10 protein-coding genes are annotated in these 16,506 nt (G+C 71.6%); 6 read left to right on the plus strand and 4 right to left on the minus strand.

Annotated elements, in window-relative coordinates; translation table 11 throughout:
- Positions 1–34 precede the first annotated feature (34 nt).
- Positions 35–1,033 (minus strand): multicopper oxidase domain-containing protein, encoded by a 999-nt coding sequence (locus SXIN_RS28355; RefSeq protein WP_095757733.1) that lies wholly within the window; start codon positions 1,031–1,033, stop codon positions 35–37.
- A gap of 140 nt (positions 1,034–1,173) precedes the next feature.
- On the opposite strand from SXIN_RS28355, the gene SXIN_RS28360 reads away from it, so the two are divergent.
- From SXIN_RS28360 to SXIN_RS28370, 3 genes are all read left to right on the plus strand, one after another.
- Positions 1,174–2,364: an RNA-guided endonuclease InsQ/TnpB family protein gene (locus SXIN_RS28360; RefSeq protein WP_095757734.1), complete on the plus strand. Its 1,191-nt coding sequence runs from the start codon at positions 1,174–1,176 to the stop codon at positions 2,362–2,364.
- Positions 2,365–2,679: 315 nt separating this feature from the next.
- Complete coding sequence (locus SXIN_RS28365; RefSeq protein WP_420341074.1) at positions 2,680–5,253, plus strand: ThuA domain-containing protein; 2,574 nt, start codon at positions 2,680–2,682, stop codon at positions 5,251–5,253.
- On the plus strand, positions 5,250–7,505 hold the full coding sequence (locus tag SXIN_RS28370; protein WP_238153885.1) for an OmpL47-type beta-barrel domain-containing protein: 2,256 nt from the start codon (positions 5,250–5,252) through the stop codon (positions 7,503–7,505). Before SXIN_RS28365 ends, SXIN_RS28370 begins: the two co-directional genes overlap by 4 nt.
- Positions 7,506–7,585: 80 nt before the next feature.
- On the opposite strand, the gene bdeA is transcribed toward SXIN_RS28370, so the two are convergent.
- Complete coding sequence (bdeA, locus tag SXIN_RS28375) at positions 7,586–8,545, minus strand: bis(hydroxyethyl) terephthalate hydrolase (protein WP_019708544.1); 960 nt, start codon at positions 8,543–8,545, stop codon at positions 7,586–7,588.
- Positions 8,546–8,799: 254 nt separating this feature from the next.
- Between bdeA and SXIN_RS28380 the strand changes: the two genes are divergently transcribed.
- Positions 8,800–10,668 (plus strand): NAD-binding protein, encoded by a 1,869-nt coding sequence (locus SXIN_RS28380; protein ID WP_095757736.1) that lies wholly within the window; start codon positions 8,800–8,802, stop codon positions 10,666–10,668.
- Between the two features lie 131 nt (positions 10,669–10,799).
- Here the strand turns inward: SXIN_RS28380 and SXIN_RS28385 are convergent, their stop codons facing one another.
- Both SXIN_RS28385 and SXIN_RS28390 read right to left on the minus strand, forming a co-directional pair.
- Positions 10,800–12,347 (minus strand): alanine/glycine:cation symporter family protein, encoded by a 1,548-nt coding sequence (locus tag SXIN_RS28385; RefSeq protein ID WP_019708542.1) that lies wholly within the window; start codon positions 12,345–12,347, stop codon positions 10,800–10,802.
- A gap of 335 nt (positions 12,348–12,682) precedes the next feature.
- Positions 12,683–14,341, minus strand: a complete 1,659-nt coding sequence (locus tag SXIN_RS28390; RefSeq protein ID WP_019708541.1) for a catalase — start codon at positions 14,339–14,341, stop codon at positions 12,683–12,685.
- A 237-nt stretch (positions 14,342–14,578) separates the two neighbouring features.
- Here SXIN_RS28390 and SXIN_RS28395 point away from each other — a divergent pair, with 237 nt between their 5' ends.
- Both SXIN_RS28395 and SXIN_RS28400 read left to right on the plus strand, forming a co-directional pair.
- Positions 14,579–14,845 (plus strand): hypothetical protein, encoded by a 267-nt coding sequence (locus SXIN_RS28395; RefSeq protein ID WP_095757737.1) that lies wholly within the window; start codon positions 14,579–14,581, stop codon positions 14,843–14,845.
- 192 nt (positions 14,846–15,037) lie between these two features.
- Positions 15,038–16,462: an NADP-dependent succinic semialdehyde dehydrogenase gene (locus SXIN_RS28400; protein WP_019708539.1), complete on the plus strand. Its 1,425-nt coding sequence runs from the start codon at positions 15,038–15,040 to the stop codon at positions 16,460–16,462.
- Positions 16,463–16,506: the final 44 nt, after the last annotated feature.

Consider the following 16,506-nt stretch of genomic DNA (forward strand, 5'->3'; position numbering starts at 1 on the left):
CCGGCCCCCGGTTCCGCCGGGGGCCGGGGGCCGGTCAGTGCCCGTGCCCCGGATCGTGGTCCGGGAGGGAACCGTCCTCCTCCGTCACCAGGAAGAGCCCCGCCATCCCCATGTCCGCGTGGCTCTGGACGTGGCAGTGGTACATCCAGGCCCCGGCGCCCACGCCCTCGCCCGCGATCACCTGGAAGCCGAAGGAGTCCGCCGGGCCCGTGATCTTGTTGTCGATGACGGGGGTGTGGTCGTCGGGGCCGGCGAGCAGCCCCGTGCGGTTGTCGGCCCAGCGGTGCCCGTGCAGATGGAACGTGTGGTAGTACTCGCCGTGCGTGATCGAGACGAACTCGACCCGCTCGCCGATCTTCGCGGTGATGTCGTACGGGTCGTCGGCGGCGCGGTTGTTGACCGTCATGTCGTTGAAGACGATGGTGAACTGCTTGTCCGGCAGGACGTCCCCCGCGCGGCGCACGATCAGCGGGCCGTAGAGGCCCTTGCGGACGCCGGCCGTGCCGTGGACGGTGCCGACCGCGTGGTCGTGGTAGTGCCAGTAGCCGGCGCTGCCCGGGTTCCAGGTGCCGTCCGCGCGGCGGCCCGGTTCATGGGTGCGCCAGGTGTAGGTGCGCCGCTCGCCCGGCGCCACGGTGCTTCTGCTCAGCGGGGAGCCGTCGCTGCCGAACTCGTAGTCCACGCCGTGCGGGTGGAGGCTGAGGGTGACATCCGCCAGGTTCACCAGCTCGATGTGCAGGGTGTCGCCCTCGGTCATCTCCAGCAGCGGGCCGGGGATCGCCGCCTTGCCCGGCTTGAGGCCGTAGCCCAGCTGCCCGCCGGGGAGGTTCTCCGCGTAGAGGGTCAGATGACGGACCTCGCCGCCGGCCTTCGCGGTGGCCGCGTTCCGTAACGCCGGCCTGCCGGGCCGCGCGGCCGCGGCCGCGGTGGGGGTGAGGGCCGCCGGGGCGGCCAGCGCGGCCGCGGCGACGCCGCCGGTGAACGACCGCCGTGAGAAGAAGCGCCGCGCCGTGGTGCCGCCTGTCTCGGTCATCGCAAACTCCTTGCGTGGATACCCCCGGCTTCAGCCGGGGGAGGAAACGCATCCCGTGCCCGGCGCCGCGCAGCGGCGGAGCACGCTGCCCCACCTACCCAACACGCCTCGCTGACACGGGAGCTGATAGAATGTGAGGCATGACGCAGCAGGTCAAGCGGGCTTTCAAGTACCGCTTCTACCCCACCGGCAAGCAGGCAGCCGAGCTGTCGCGCACGTTCGGCTGCGTCCGCCTCGTGTACAACAAGGCGCTGGAAGAGCGCACCCGCGCTTGGTACGGGGAGCAGCGCCGCGTCTCCTACGTCCAGTCCTCGGCCGCGCTGACGGAGTGGAAGAAGACCGAGGAACTCGCTTTTCTCACCGAGGTGTCCAGCGTTCCGCTTCAGCAGGCGCTGCGGCATCTTCAGACGGCGTTCGGGAACTTCTTCGCCAGGCGCGCCAAGTACCCCCGGTACAAGTCGAAGAAGAAGTCCCGCGCTTCGGCGGAGTACACGCGCTCCGGCTTCAAGTGGCGCGATGGTCAGCTGTTCCTCGCGAAGATGGCCGAGCCGTTGGCCATTCGCTGGTCGCGTCCACTGCCTGCGGGCAGCGTCCCGACGACGGTCACGGTGTCGAAGGACGCTGCGGGGCGCTGGTTTGTATCGCTGTTGTGCGAGGACACCATCGAGCCACTGCCCGCCACCAGCTCGGCGGTCGGGATCGACGCCGGGCTGACCTCCCTGGTGACCCTGTCGACCGGGGAGAAGGTGACCAATCCGAAGCACGAGCGGAAGGACCGTGTCCGGCTGGCGAAGGCACAGCGGGAGTTGTCCCGTAAGGCGAAGGGCTCGAACAACCGCGAGAAAGCGCGCCGCAAGGTGGCCCGTGTGCACGCGCGGATCACCGACCGGCGCCGGGACTTCCTGCACAAGCTGACTACTCGTCTCGTCCGTGAGAACCAAACGGTCGTGATCGAGGACTTGACCGTCCGCAACCTCGTCAAGAACCACTCCTTGGCCCGTGCCATATCGGATGCGGCCTGGACGGACATGCGGACGATGCTGGAGTACAAAGCCGCGTGGTACGGGCGTGAACTCGTCGTGGTCGACCGTTGGTTTCCCAGCTCGAAGCTGTGCGGGGCCTGCGGCACCATCGCGGAGAAGATGCCGCTCAACGTCCGCGAGTGGACGTGCGACTGCGGCACCACCCATGACCGCGACGTGAACGCGGCGCGCAACCTCAAGGCGGCCGGGCTGGCCGTCTCGGCCTGTGGAGGCGGTGTAAGACCTGGGCGGGAGAACTCCCGGACGGGGCAACTGCCTGCGAAGCAGGAAGCCCTCACTGCGAAGTGAGGAATCCCCCGCCTTCAGGCGGGTGGAGGAAGTCAACTGGTCTCCCATTCCCCCGCGGGCCGTCGCCCCCGGGTCGTCTGCGGGTCGTCGTCTGGGGGTCGTCAGGGGGGTCGTCCGGTGGTCGTCGCGTCCGTCCGGGAAGGATCGTCCGGCCCCGGTGTTCCGAGGGCTGGGACGGCATCAAGGTAACGGCCGCCGGGGAGTTCTTCTAGTGTCAGGACAAAGTTTGTTGATGTACGGTCATTGCTATTGGCGGACCGTCAAAAGCCCTCTAGCTTCGAGACATTGCTGCGATCGCAGAGGGGTGAGAGAGCTATGCGGGCCACCAAACCGCAGCCGGGGCCCTCGGCACGACGAGGGCGCATCAGGAGCCGCGCGTGGACGACAGCCGCGCTGGCCGCCGGAATGACCGTGACCATGCTGGGAGGGCCGCCGGGGGCGGCGGCCGCTCCCGCCGATCCGCGGCCCGGCGCGGCGACGCCGCTGCCGCCGGCCGTCACCGCGGCGGCGGACTCCGCCACCGGGACGGCCGCGGCGCCGTTACCCGGGGGCTCGGCCGCCGGGGACGTCCGGGTGCTCGTCTTCCACGACTCCGGCGGGCAGCCGTCGGCCAGGACCGCGGCCGGTATCGAGGCCCTGGAGGAGATCGGCCACCAGGGCCCGGCCGAGGAGCGGTTCGCCGTCGACGCCACCGACGACCCGACGGTCTTCACCACGCAGAAACTGCGCCAGTACAACGCGGTCGTCTTCCTCTCCACCCCCGGCGACATCCTCGACAACGCCCAGGAGGACGGCTTCCGGGCCTACGTCGAGTCCGGCGGCGGCTTCCTCGGCGTCCACGACGCCGCCCGCACCGAGCCGGACTCCTCCTGGTTCACCGGCCTCATCGGCACCCGCCCCGCCGGCGACGGCTCCGCCGGGGTGCAGCGCGCCACCGTCGAGACCGGCGACCGCGACCACCCGGCCACCGCCGGCCTGCCGCAGGAGTGGTCCCGCAAGGACCACTGGCTCAGCTGGCAGCCCAACCCCTCCGGCGAGGTGCACACCGTAGCCCGGGTCCGCGAGCACACCTACGACCCCGGCGACGGCGCCCTCGGCTGGGACCACCCCGTCTCCTGGTGCCGCGACTACCGCGGCGGCCGCTCGTTCTACACCGGCATGGGCGGCACCGCCGCCGCCTTCGCCGAGGAACGGCTGCGCACCCATCTGCGCGGCGCCCTGCTGTGGACCACCCGCCTCGCCCGCGCCGACTGCCGGGCCACCATCACCGCGAACTACGAGGCCACCCGCGTCACCGAGCCCAACACTCCCGGGCAGGCCGACCGGATCGGCGAACCGCACGGCCTGGTCACCGCCGAGGACGGCCGCGTCTTCCACATCGGCCGCGGCGGCGGCACGGGCGGCGATCCCGTCGTCACCGACTGGAACGACCCGGACATCGGCCTCGGCATGGGCACCGTCCACGTCTGGGACCCGCGCACCGGGGAGAGCCTGCTCGCGGGCGTCGTCGAGGTCTTCGGCAACAAGGGCGGCGGCGGGGAACTCGTCAAGAACGAGGAGGGCCTGCTCGGGATCGAACTCGACCCGGACTTCGCCGAGAACGGCTGGATCTACCTCCACTACACCCCGCACTCCGGGATCGACCGGGAGAACCACCTCGCGCGGCGCCGGGTCTCCCGCTTCACCCTGGACCACGCCACCAACCGCTTCGACCCCGCCACCGAGAAGGTCCTCCTCTCCTGGGAGGTGCAGATCCACAGCTGCTGCCACGCGGGCGGCGGCATGGCCTGGGACTCCGCGGAGAACCTCTACATCGCCACCGGCGACACCAACTCCTCGCAGTTCAGCGGCGGTTACTCCGGCAACAACCCGGAGCCGGCCTTCCGCGGCGTCTCCTTCGCCGACGCCCGGCGCACCTCCGGCAACACCAACAACCTCAACGGCAAGATCCTCCGCATCCACCCCGAGGACGACGGCACCTACACGATCCCCGAGGGCAACCTCTTCACCGGCGAGGAGGAGGGCGGCGGCAAGACCCGCCCCGAGATCTACGTGATGGGCGTGCGGAACCCGTCCCGCATCTCCGTCGACCGGGAGACGGACACCCTCTACGCGGGCTGGGTCGGCCCCGACGCCGGTGCGCCCAGCCCCGTCTGGGGCCCGGCCAAGTACGACACCTTCGCCGCCATCACCGAGGCCGGCAACCAGGGCTGGCCGTACTGCATGGGCAACAAGCAGCCCTACCGCGACCGCAACCTCCCCGACCCCTCCCAGCCGCTCGGCTGGTACGACTGCGACAACCTCAGGAACGAGTCACCCCACAACGACGGCCTGGTGAACATCCCGCCGGCCCGCTCCAACACCATCTGGTACTCACCCCAGGGCGGCGCCCCGGACTTCCCGCGCGACGGCGACGGCATCCCCAGCTACAAGGTGGAGGAGTCCCGCTACCTGCTGCCCTGGCTCAAGGGCGGCTCCCAGGCCGCCATGAACGGCCCCGTCTACCGGCACGACGCCGGCGGTGACAGCGCCGTCAAGTGGCCGGAGTACTGGGACGGCAAGTGGTTCGTCGGCGACTTCTACGACGGCGAGCAGCCGCGCCACGCCGTCGCCCTGGACCCCGACACCGCGGACAAGGGCGGCCTGCCCGTGCACGCCGAGAGCCTGGACGGCATCATCCCGGCCGGCCGGGACGGCATCCGCAACCTCATGGACTGGAAGTTCGGCCCGGACGGCGCCCTCTACGTCCTCGACTACGGCCGGGGGTTCTTCACCTCCACCGACGAGTCGGCGCTGTGGCGCGTCACTTACCGGGGCGGCCCGCCCACACCCCTCCCCGGCGACCTGGTGACCCGGGACGCCGCGGCCGGCGACGGGAGCGACCGGTGAACGGTACGAGAAGAACCGCGGCCCCCCGGAGGCTCAGCCGCTCCCGCGGCCTGCTCACCGCCCTGGTGGTGGCCCTGCTGGCGGCCCTCGGCCTGACCGCCCCGCCCGCCGCGTACGGGCAGGGCAGCGCGGACGGGACGGGCGGCGGGCGCCCGGCGACGGCCGCCGACCAGACGCTCACCTGGACCGCCGGCAACGACATCGACCGCTACCTCACCGCGCCGGCCGAGGCGGTGGCCGGCCCGGCGACCATCGTCTTCGAGAACAGCGGGGCCACCGGCAACACCACCGGCATGCCGCACACCCTGACCTTCGACACCTCCGACCCGTCGCGCTACAACGCCGACGTCGACCTCAACATCCTGGCCAACCCGGCCGACGACAACGGTGGCCGGCACACCGCCGAGGTCACCCTCACCCCCGGCACCTACCGCTACTACTGCACCATCCCCGGGCACGGCGCCATGCAGGGCACCCTCGTCGTCACCGATCCGGGCGGCGGCGAGGACACCACGGCCCCCGAGACCTCCCACGAGATCAGCGGGCAGCGGGACGCCGACGGCGCCTACCTCGGCGGCGCCACGGTGGCCCTCTCCGCGACCGATCCCGGCTCCGGTGTGGAGAGGATCGAGTACGCGCTGGACGGCGGGGAGTTCGCGGAGTACGCGGCGCCGGTGGCGGTGGACGCGCTGGGTGAGCACCGGCTGGTGTACCGGGCGGTGGACCGGGCGGGGAACGTCTCGGCGGAGAAGGCGGTGGAGTTCACGGTGGTGGCGCCGCCGGAGGAGGACACGACGGCGCCGGAGACGTCGGCGGAGGTGAGCGGTGAGCGGGACGACGGCGGCGCCTACCTCGGCTCCGCCACCGTCACCGTCTCCGCCTCGGACTCCGGCTCCGGTGTGGAGAGGATCGAGTACGCGCTGGACGGCGGGGAGTTCGCGGAGTACGCGGCGCCGGTGGCGGTCGATGCGGTGGGTGAGCACCGGCTGGTGTACCGGGCGGTGGACCGGGCGGGGAACGTCTCGGCGGAGAAGGCGGTGGAGTTCACGGTGGTGGCGCCGCCGGAGGAGGACACGACGGCGCCGGAGACGTCGGCGGAGGTGAGCGGTGAGCGGGACGACGGCGGCGCCTACCTCGGCTCCGCCACCGTGACGATCACCGCCACCGACGCGGAGTCGGGCGTGGAGCGCGTGCAGTACTCCCTCAACGGCGGCCCGTATCTCGTCTACACCGCGCCGGTGACCGTCGCCCGGGCCGGCCCGCACCTCCTGCGCCACCGCGCCACCGACAAGGCCGGTAACACCTCGGCCGCGAAGACGGTGGACTTCACGGTCGCCGAGGAGGACACCACCGAACCGGACTGCCCCGAAAGCGACAACCGGCGCACCGTCATCATCGGCACCGTCGACACCGGGGTCCCCAATCGCGTGACCGGCGACGGCTGCACCGTCAACGAGCTGATCGAGGACGAGCGGGCGTGGGACGGCGAGCACGACTTCCGCCGCCATGTCGCAGCCGTCGCCGACCGGCTCCGGGAGGAGGGCGTCGTCGACGAGCGCGAGCACGGCCTCCTCATCCGGGCCGCCCGCGAGTCCGCCATCGGCACCCCCGGTCACACCGGCGGCTACCGGACCCTGTTCGACGGTTCGGCGGAGTCCTTCGCCGACTGGGAGCACGTCGGCGGCGGCGCCTTCGGCCTGACCGGCGGCTCCGCGATGACCAGCAGCACCACCCGCGGCGGCCTCGGCATGCTCTGGTACCCGGACCGGCAGTTCGGGGACTTCTCCCTGAGGCTGCAGTTCCGCGACGACGCGCCGGACTCCGGCCGCGCCAACAGCGGGGTGTTCGTCCGCTTCCCGGACCCGCACTGGCATCCGGGCGAGTCCCGCCCCGAGTGGGTCGCCATCAAGTACGGCCACGAGAACCAGATCCTGGACCGCGCCGACGGCGACATGTACAAGACGGGGTCCGTCTACGGCTTCGACAAGGTGAACCTCGACGGCGCCGGCGTGGAGGAGAAGGGGGTCTGGAACGACTACGAGATCCGGGTCGTGGACCAGCGCTACTGGATCTTCCGCAACGGCGTGCTGCTCAACGTCTTCGACAACGACCCGGGGCTGGTCTTCAACCCGCCCCGCGGGGACGACCCCGGCACCGCCGGCCGGCAGTACGCGGACGGCTTCATCGGTCTGCAGACCCACGGCACGAGCGATGTGATCTCGTTCCGCAACATCCGGATCCAGGAGCTGTAGGGAACCGGCGGCAGCGGCAGCACACCGGGCCGCCCCGGCACGGGAACCCGTGCCGGGGCGGCCGCCTGCCGCGGTGCGGATCAGGTGTGGGGGCAGTTGCCGCGGAACTCCTCGATCTGCAGGCTCGGCCGGGGGATCGGGCAGAGGAACTGCTCGTAGCGCGTGTCGTTGTCGACGAACCGCTTCAGCCAGGAGATCGAGTACTTGGCGATCTCCGTGTCCGAGGTGTTCGGGGTGAAGTGCGTGGCGTTGTTCAGCTCCATGTACGCCCGGTTCGTGGAGGACGGCAGGCTCTCGTAGAACGGCTCGGCGTGCGAGCGGACCGAGGCGATGGAGTCGCCGTCCGCGCCGACGATGAACGTCGGAACGGTGATCTCGCGCCAGGTCTTGTCGAGGTTCCACGGGGTCAGCGGGATCGACGCCTTGAGGGAGGGCCGGTCCTTCGCGGCCTCCAGCGCGCCGCCGCCGCCCATGGAGTGGCCCATGACGGCGAGCCGGCCGCTGTCGATCCGGCCGCGGACCGAGCTGTCCTCGGTCAGGTAGTCCAGCGCGGCGAGGAGCTGGTCCCCGCGGCTGCCCGGCTGGTCCAGCGTGGTGTTGGTGTCGATGGTGAAGACGACGAAGCCCTGGGAGGCCAGCCGCTCGCCGTACCAGGACATGCTCGACTGGTAGGCGGTGTAGCCGGGGGAGATGGCCACGGCGCCGAAGGTGCCGTCCGAGGTGCTGGTCGGGTAGTAGATCGTGCCGCCGCCGAAGCCGCGGACGGAGAGCGAGGACACCCGGGTCTCGGAGACCCGGTAACTGCCGGTCCGGGCCTCGATGCTGTCCTCGGTCGGGTCCGGGCCCCGCTCGTACGGGTTCTCCACGGCGGCCTGGACGGCGGCCTCCGGGGCGGCCTGCGCGGCCGGCATCAGGGCGACGCCGGTACCGGTGAGGGCCAGCGCCAGTCCGGCCAGGCTCAGCCGGACGGTGCGGGAACGGGGCTTGCGGCGGTGCCGGCCGGCCTCGGGGGTGGAGGTGTCGTGGTGCAGCGGCTCCATGAGCGTGTACTCCCTGAAGTCAAGGGGGATGTGGGGGAACGTGGGTCATCGTTCAACCGACACACGCCCGTCACATCGGTGAAATCACCGGCCTTCGCCGCGTGTTGGCGCCGCGGCCACCGAAAGGCCAGGTCAGGGAGGCGGATTGACGGGTCTCCTTCGCCGGGACGATGCGTGGCCGCCCGGTGAACCGCGATCATGGCGGGGTGTCCTCACTGCAGAATCGCCGGCGGAACGCGTCCCGGGAGCCCCAGATGGTGGTGTGCGGCGACGACGCGCTCGCCCACCGGCTCGCCGCCGAACTCTCCGGGATGTACCAGGAGCCCGTCACGCTCGTCCTGCCGCCCACCGGGGAGGGCCGCCGCCCGCTGGACGGCATCCCCGGCCGCCGGGAACCCGTGGTGCCGGTACGGGTCATCGAGGCCCGCGCCCTGGACGACGAGGTACTGGCCGAGGCCGGGGTCGCCACCGCGCAGGCGCTGGCCCTCGTCCACGACGACGACGAGACCAACATCCACGCCGCCCTCCGCGCCCGCCGGCTCAACCCCCGGGTGCGGCTGGTCATCCGCCTCTTCAACCGCAAACTGGGCCGGCACCTGGAGGAGCTGCTCGACCGCTCCGTGGAGATCGCCGCCCCCGACCTGGACCCGGTCGCCGTGGACGCCTCCACCACGGTGCTCTCCGACGCCGACACCGCCGCGCCCGCCCTCGCCGCCGCCGCCATCGTCGGCACCAGCAAGGTCGTCCACGCCGACGGCCTGATCCTCCGCGCCGCCGAGCGGCCCCCCGCGGCGCGCGGGGAGCCGGACGCCCGGCCGTCCCTCTGCACCCTCGCGCTGTTCTCGGCCGCGGACAGCCCGGACGCGGGGGAGGGCTCCGAGGACAGCGGCGACGAGGGCCCGCGGCTGCTGCCCGACGACGAACTGGCGGCGGGATCTCCCGAGCGCGGCCGGGTGGTGCTGGAGACGGTCATCCACGACGGCGTCCCGGCCCCGCCGCGCCGCCTGGGCCGCACCCCGCCGCTGAGCACCCTGTTCTCCCGCCGGATGCGGATGGCGCTGCTCGGCCTGGTGACCGCGGTCGGGGCGCTGGCCGTGGCGTCCGTCCTGCTGACCGGCGACGACCCGCTGCACGCCGCCTATCTCTCCCTGCTCGACCTCATCGCCATCGGCGACCCCGCCGAGGGGGAGGAACCGGCCCGGCAGATCCTCCAGCTCCTCTCCGGCATGGTGGGCCTGCTGCTGCTCCCCGTCCTGGTGGCCGCCGTGCTGGAAGGGCTCGGCACTTTCCGGTCGGCGAGCTCGCTGCGCCGGCCGCCGCGCGGGCTCTCCGGGCACGTGGTACTGCTCGGGCTGGGCAAGGTCGGCACCCGGGTGCTGTCCCAATTGCACGAGATGGGCGTCCCCGTGGTCTGCGTCGAGCACGACCCGGACGCCCGGGGCGTGGCGCTCGCCCGGCGGTACCGGGTGCCGACGGTGATCGGGGACGTCACCGAGGAGGGTGTGCTGGAGGCCGCCAAGGTGCACCGCAGCAGCGCCCTGCTGGCCCTCACCAGCCACGACAGCACCAATCTGGAGGCGGTGCTGTACGCCCGCGGGGTCTCGGACCGGCTGCGCGTGGTGCTGCGGCTGTACGACGACCGGTTCGCCGCGGCGGTCTACCGCACCCTCCGCGACTCCCACCCCGGGGCGATGACCCGCAGCCGCAGCGTGTCCTCACTGGCGGCGCCGGCCTTCGCCGGGGCGATGATGGGCCGCCAGGTGCTGGGGGCGATCCCGGTGGAACGGCGGGTCCTGCTGTTCGCGGCGGTGGAGGTGAAGGACTGCCCGGCCCTGGAGGGCCGCACGGTCCGGGAGGCGTTCCGGCCCGGCAGCCGGCGGGTGCTCGCCCTGGACGTGGCCGCGCCGGCGCATCGCCGTCCCGATCTCGCGGCCCTGCCGCCGGGCTGGCAGACCGTGGAGCGGGAGCTGCTGTGGCAGCCGCACCCCGGCTATGTGCTGCGGCCGGAGGACCGGGTGGTGCTGGCCGCCACCCGGCAGGGGCTGGCCGAGCTGCTGGGCCGGCACCCGCGGCCCGGCCGGGACGGCCCGGAGGACGGCGGCCCGGCGCCGGACCGGAGCTGAGCGGACCCGGGGCCGGGCTCCGGGCCGGGGGGAAGCGCGGCCCGTCCACGGCGGAGGGCCCGTCCGCGCCACCGGGTGGTGGTGCGGACGGGCCCTCGTCCGGTACGGCCGCGCGGTGCCGCCGGCCCGGGTCAGGACTTGGCGGCCGGCTCGCTCACGCCGTCCCCGCCGGAACCGGAGGCCCCGGCCCGGCGGTCACGGAGATGCTGCAGATAGGAGGAGAGCTCCCGCTTGACGATCGGCGCCAGCAGGTAGAGGCCGATGATGTTGATGACGGCGGCCAGGAAGAGCATCGCGTCCGCCATGTTGATCAGCGCGCCGAGGGTGAGCAGCGAGCCCGCCGCGACGATCACGCTGAAGAGCACCTTGTAGATGTTCTCGCTGGTGCGGCTCCGGCCGAACAGGTACGTCCAGCACTTCAGGCCGTAGTAGCTCCAGGTGATGATCGTGGAGAAGGCGAAGAGCAGCACCGCGATGGTCAGGATGTACGGGAACCACGGCAGGACGGTCTCGAAGGCGTCGGACGTCAGCGTCACGCCGTCGCCGGGGCCCTCGCCGGCGGCGGCCGCCTCGCGGGCGTTCTCCCAGCTCGGGGTGGAGGCGATGACGATGGTCAGCGCGGTCATCGTGCAGATGACGACGGTGTCGATGAACGGCTCCAGCAGCGCGACCAGACCCTCGGTCACCGGGTGCCGGGTCTTGACGGCGGAGTGCGCGATCGGCGCGGAGCCGATGCCGGCCTCGTTGGAGAACGCGGCCCGCTGGAAGCCGACGATCAGCACGCCGATCGCACCGCCCGCGACGCCCTCGGGGTTGAAGGCACCGCTGACGATGCTGCTCACGGCGTCCGGCAGGGCCGGGATGTTGACGCCGATGACGATGAGACACGCGGTGACGTAGATGCCCGCCATGGCCGGGACCAGCCGGCTGGTGACGTTGGCGATGGACTTGATGCCGCCGAGGAGGACCAGGGCGACCAGGGCGGCGAGCAGCACACCGAAGAGGAGGGCACCCGCGGAGTTGCCGAAGATGCCGTCCTCGCCGCCGGTGACGGACTTGAGCTGGGTGAAGCTCTGGTTGGCCTGGAAGAGGTTGCCGCCGAAGAAGGTGAAGAAGAGCAGGGAGACCGCGACACCCACGGCGAGGACCTTGCCGACGCCGCTCATGCCGCGCTCGGCGAGGCCCTTGCGCAGATAGTGCATCGGGCCGCCGGAGACGGTGCCGTCCTCGTGGATGTCCCGGTACTTCACGCCCAGGGTGCACTCGACGAACTTGGTCGCCATGCCGAGGAGGCCGGCGACGATCATCCAGAAGGTGGCTCCGGGCCCGCCGATGGTGACGGCGACGGCCACACCGGCGATGTTGCCGAGGCCGACGGTGCCGGAGACCGCGGCGGTGAGCGCCTGGAAGTGGCTCACCTCACCGGGGTCGTCCTTGTCCTCGTACTTGCCGCGCACCAGGTCCACCGCGAGCTTGGCGCGGCGGGCCTGGACGAAGCCGAAGTAGATGGAGAAGACGACGCCCGCGACGACCAGCCAGCCCACGATCCAGGGGAAGGGGGTGGGGAAGACGCCGAAGTCGGTCTCGTAGAAGACCCACTTGGTGAGGAACTCGGCTACGGGGTCGAAGACGCCGTTGACGGCTTCCTCGATCGTCGAGGTGACGGAATTGCTTGCCATGAACGGAACCTCTGGCTGGTGTGGTGCTGAGGACGAGGGCCCACCATCCGGCGGTTGCCGATGGTGCGCTGATAAGACGGATTGGGAGTTCCTATCACGGAGAGCAATCGCACCGGTGTGACGTGGGTCACTTCACCGCAGGGGCATGGCAGTCTTTATGGCTCTGTAACCGGACAAAAGCGCGCGATAGATTCGCTATACAGGAACACCGGCCCGGTGAGCGGTGCGCGATCGTGCACACACCGTTACATGATCGCAACGCGCGGCCCGGCCGCCGCCGCCCGTCCGGACGGCCGGTGGCGGCCGGGCCGCGTCCGCCGGTTCCGCTCCCGTTCTCAGCGGGTCACGACATGCCGTTCGTCCGGGACGCAGTGCGTCATGGTCAGTCCCGAGACGTCGCGCGGCGGGTTCTTGCCGAGGTTCGCCAGCCGCCGCCGGTCCTCCTCGGTCAGCTGCTGGCCCGGCAGCGGTTCGAGATGCGCCACCTCGGGGGTGTCGATGCCCAGTCCCTCGCCGACCCGCAGCCCCAGGTCGTTCTCCACCAGCAGGAAGTGCCAGAGCATGCGCTCCTGCACCGGGCGGTCGCACTGGGAGAGCAGGGTGACGAAGTTCCGCACCAGGTCGTCGCGCTCCCACTCCTCCAGCAGCAGATAGCGCTGCCCGGCCTGGAGGTAGTCGTTGGTGCGGGGGATGCGCTTGCGGGTCAGCTTGCCGCGGATCTCCGGACCCTGGTCGTCGTGGGTGGGGAAGGCGGCCTCCTGCAGCCCGCCCAGCACCGACGGCTCGTAGTTGATGTGCGTGTTCTCCGCGCCGCCGTCGATGTGGTATGTCATCTGGCCGTCGCGCTGGTTGGTGCGCACCGGGGCGTTCTTCGCCTGGTTGACCGGCACCTGCAGGTAGTTCGGGCCCACCCGGTAGCGCTGGGTGTCGCTGTAGGAGAAGGTCCGGCCGACCAGCATCTTGTCGTCCGAGAAGTCCAGCCCGTCGACGAGCACACCGGTGCCGAACGAGATCTGCTCGTTCTCGGCGAAGTAGTTGGCCGGCATCCGGTCGAGCACCATCCGGCCCACCGGCTTGGGCGGGAACTCCTGCTCCGGCCAGGTCTTGGTGTCGTCCAGCGGGTCGAAGTCCAGCTCCGGGTGCTCGTGGTCGTCCATCATCTGGACGAGCAGCTCCCACTCCGGGTGGTCGCCGCGGGCCACGGCCTCGTAGAGGTCCTTCGTCGCGTGGCCGGTGGCCTCCGCCTGCACGTTGGCGGCGTCCTCCTCGGTCATGCTGCGCACGCCCTGCCTGGGCATCCAGGTGTACTTCACCAGCTTGGTGCCGCCGTGGGCGTCCACCCACTTGTAGGTGTTGACGCCGAAGCCCTGCATGTGGCGGTAGTCCGCGGGGATGCCGCGCGGGCTGAAGAGATTGACCAGCATGTGCATCGATTCCGGCGTCTGGCTCATGAAATCGAAGATGCGGTTCGGCTGCTGCTCGAAGGTGATCGGGTCGGGCTTGAGCGCGTGGATCACATCCGGGAACTTGATCGCGTCGCGGATGAAGAAGACGGCGAGGTTGTTGCCCACCAGGTCCCAGTTGCCGTCCTCGGTGTAGAACTTCACCGCGAAGCCGCGCGGGTCCCGGGCGCACTCCGAGGAGTCCCGGCCGCCGATGACGGTGGAGAAGCGGACCGCGACATCGGTGCGCTTGCCGCGCTCCTGGAAGAGCTTGGCCCGGGTGTAGCGGTCGATCGGCTCGTCGCCCCAGGCGCCGTACGCCTCGAAGTAGCCGTAGGCGGTGACGCCGCGGGCGTGGACGACGCGCTCCGGGATGCGCTCCCGGTCGAAGTGGCTGATCTTCTCCAGGAACTGGTAGTTCTCCAGGGTGGCCGGTCCGCGCGCACCGACGGTGCGCTGATTCTGGTTGTCGTAGACCGGGTGCCCTTGCCGGTTGGTGAGTACGGGCCGTTCGTCTCCCCGGCCGGCGCCCTTCTTCTCTACGTCCGTCACGGTGCTGGGCTCCTTCGCTCGTCGGTGCGCCGCGCCGCGCCGGATGCCGCGAGCGGCTGCGTGTGCGTACCCCGGGGAGCGGGGGGCCTAACAGAAGAAGGGAGCCCAGTACTCCGGTTCAACCGTAAGGCTTCGCCGTAATTGCAGATGTACTTGCAGTGACGGACGGTCCGGGGCGAGGATGGTTCCCCGGGCATCCCGCCCCCTCAACCGCCCCTCGACGCTGCGGAGCGCGCGATGACAGCTCATCAGGCACGGCGGGGCGGCGGCCCGGACCCCACCGGCCCGTCACGCGCCGGCCGGGGCCGCGCCGATGTGCACCCCGGAGCCCTCGCCCCCGCCGGTCCGCCGCCGGTCACGGCGGGCACGGCACCGGCCGCCCCGGGCCGGTCCGCCGCCGAGGCCGAGCGCGAGTGGGACCCCCTCACCCGTCTGCTCCTGCTGCTGGAGCTCTCCGGCCGGCGCTCCTGGCTGGAGGACCTCGCCTCCCCCGACCGCACCTGACCGGCGGCCGGAGACCCTCCCGGCCGCCACGCACGTCCGCGCCCCCGGCCGGCCGCCGGCGGTGCGCCTCCCTCCATGCGCGGGTCCGTCAAGTGGAGTAAGCCGGGGAGACGGGGTACCTGGCACAGAAGCGCACCGGCGGGCCCCGCCCACCGGTGCGCCGTCCGCCGCGTACCAGGAGGAGTCACCACCATGGCCATCGCCACCGTCAACCCGGCCACCGGCGAGACGCTGAAGACCTTCGATCCCCTCGGCGACGCGGAGATCGACGAGCGGATCGAGCGGGCCGTCCGGGCCTTCCACACCCACCGCGTCACCGGCTTCGGCGGGCGCGCCGAGTTGATGAACCGCGCGGCCGACCTGCTGGAGGCGGAGCAGGAGGACATCGCCCGGACCATGACCACCGAGATGGGCAAGACCCTGGCCGCCTCCCGCGCCGAGGCCGCCAAGTGCGTCAAGGCGATGCGCTGGTACGCACGCAACGCCGAGGCGCTGCTGGCGGACGAGGAGCCGGCGGCCGCCGACGTCGAGGACTCGGGGGCCGTCCGCGCGTACGTCCGCTACCGTCCGCTCGGGGTCGTCCTCGCCGTCATGCCGTGGAACTTCCCGCTCTGGCAGGTGATCCGCTTCGCGGCACCCGCCCTGATGGCGGGCAACACCGGGCTGCTCAAGCACGCCTCCAACGTGCCGCAGACCGCGCTCTACCTGGAGGACCTCTTCCGCCGGGCGGGCTTCCCGGAGGGCTGCTTCCAGACGCTGCTGGTCGGGTCCGGCGCCGTGGAGGGCGTTCTGCGCGATCCCCGGGTGTCCGCCGCGACCCTCACCGGCAGTGAGCCCGCGGGCCGTTCCGTGGCCTCGATCGCGGGGGACACCGTGAAGAAGACGGTGCTGGAACTGGGCGGCAGCGATCCGTTCATCGTCATGTCCTCCGCCGGCATCCCCGAAGCGGCGCGGACCGCCGTGACCGCGCGGGTGCAGAACAACGGCCAGTCCTGCATCGCGGCCAAGCGCTTCATCGTGCACACGGACGTCTACGACGACTTCGTGGACCGCTTCACCGCCGCGATGAGGGACCTGACGGTGGGCGACCCGATGGACGGGGCCACCGATGTCGGGCCGCTCGCGAGCGAGAGCGGCCGCGCCGGTCTGGAGGAGCTGGTCGAGGACGCGCGGGCGCGCGGGGCGACCGTGCTCTGCGGCGGCCGGCGGCCGGAGGGGCTGCCGGACGGCTGGTTCTACGAGCCGACGGTGCTGTCGGACGTCACCCCGGAGATGCGCATCCACCGCGAGGAGGCGTTCGGACCGGTGGCCTCCGTCTACCGGGTCTCCGGCACGGAACAGGCGATCCAGCTCGCCAACGACACCCCGTTCGGGCTCAGCTCCAACGTGTGGACCCGGAACCCGGAGGAGCAGCGGCGCTTCATCCGCGATCTGGAGGCGGGATCCGTCTACCTCAACGGCATGACGGCCTCGCACCCCGCCCTCCCCTTCGGGGGCGTCAAGCGTTCCGGGTACGGGCGCGAGCTGTCCGGGCACGGTATCCGCGAGTTCTGCAACCCCACCACGGTCTGGTACGGGCCGTCGCACGCCGATACCGGGGCCGGCGCCGCGGAGTGACACCCGCGGAAGGGGGACACGGGCGGCCGGGACCGGCGACGGCG

Origin of the sequence: Streptomyces xinghaiensis S187, assembly GCF_000220705.2 — a bacterium.
Lineage (GTDB): Bacteria > Actinomycetota > Actinomycetes > Streptomycetales > Streptomycetaceae > Streptomyces > Streptomyces xinghaiensis.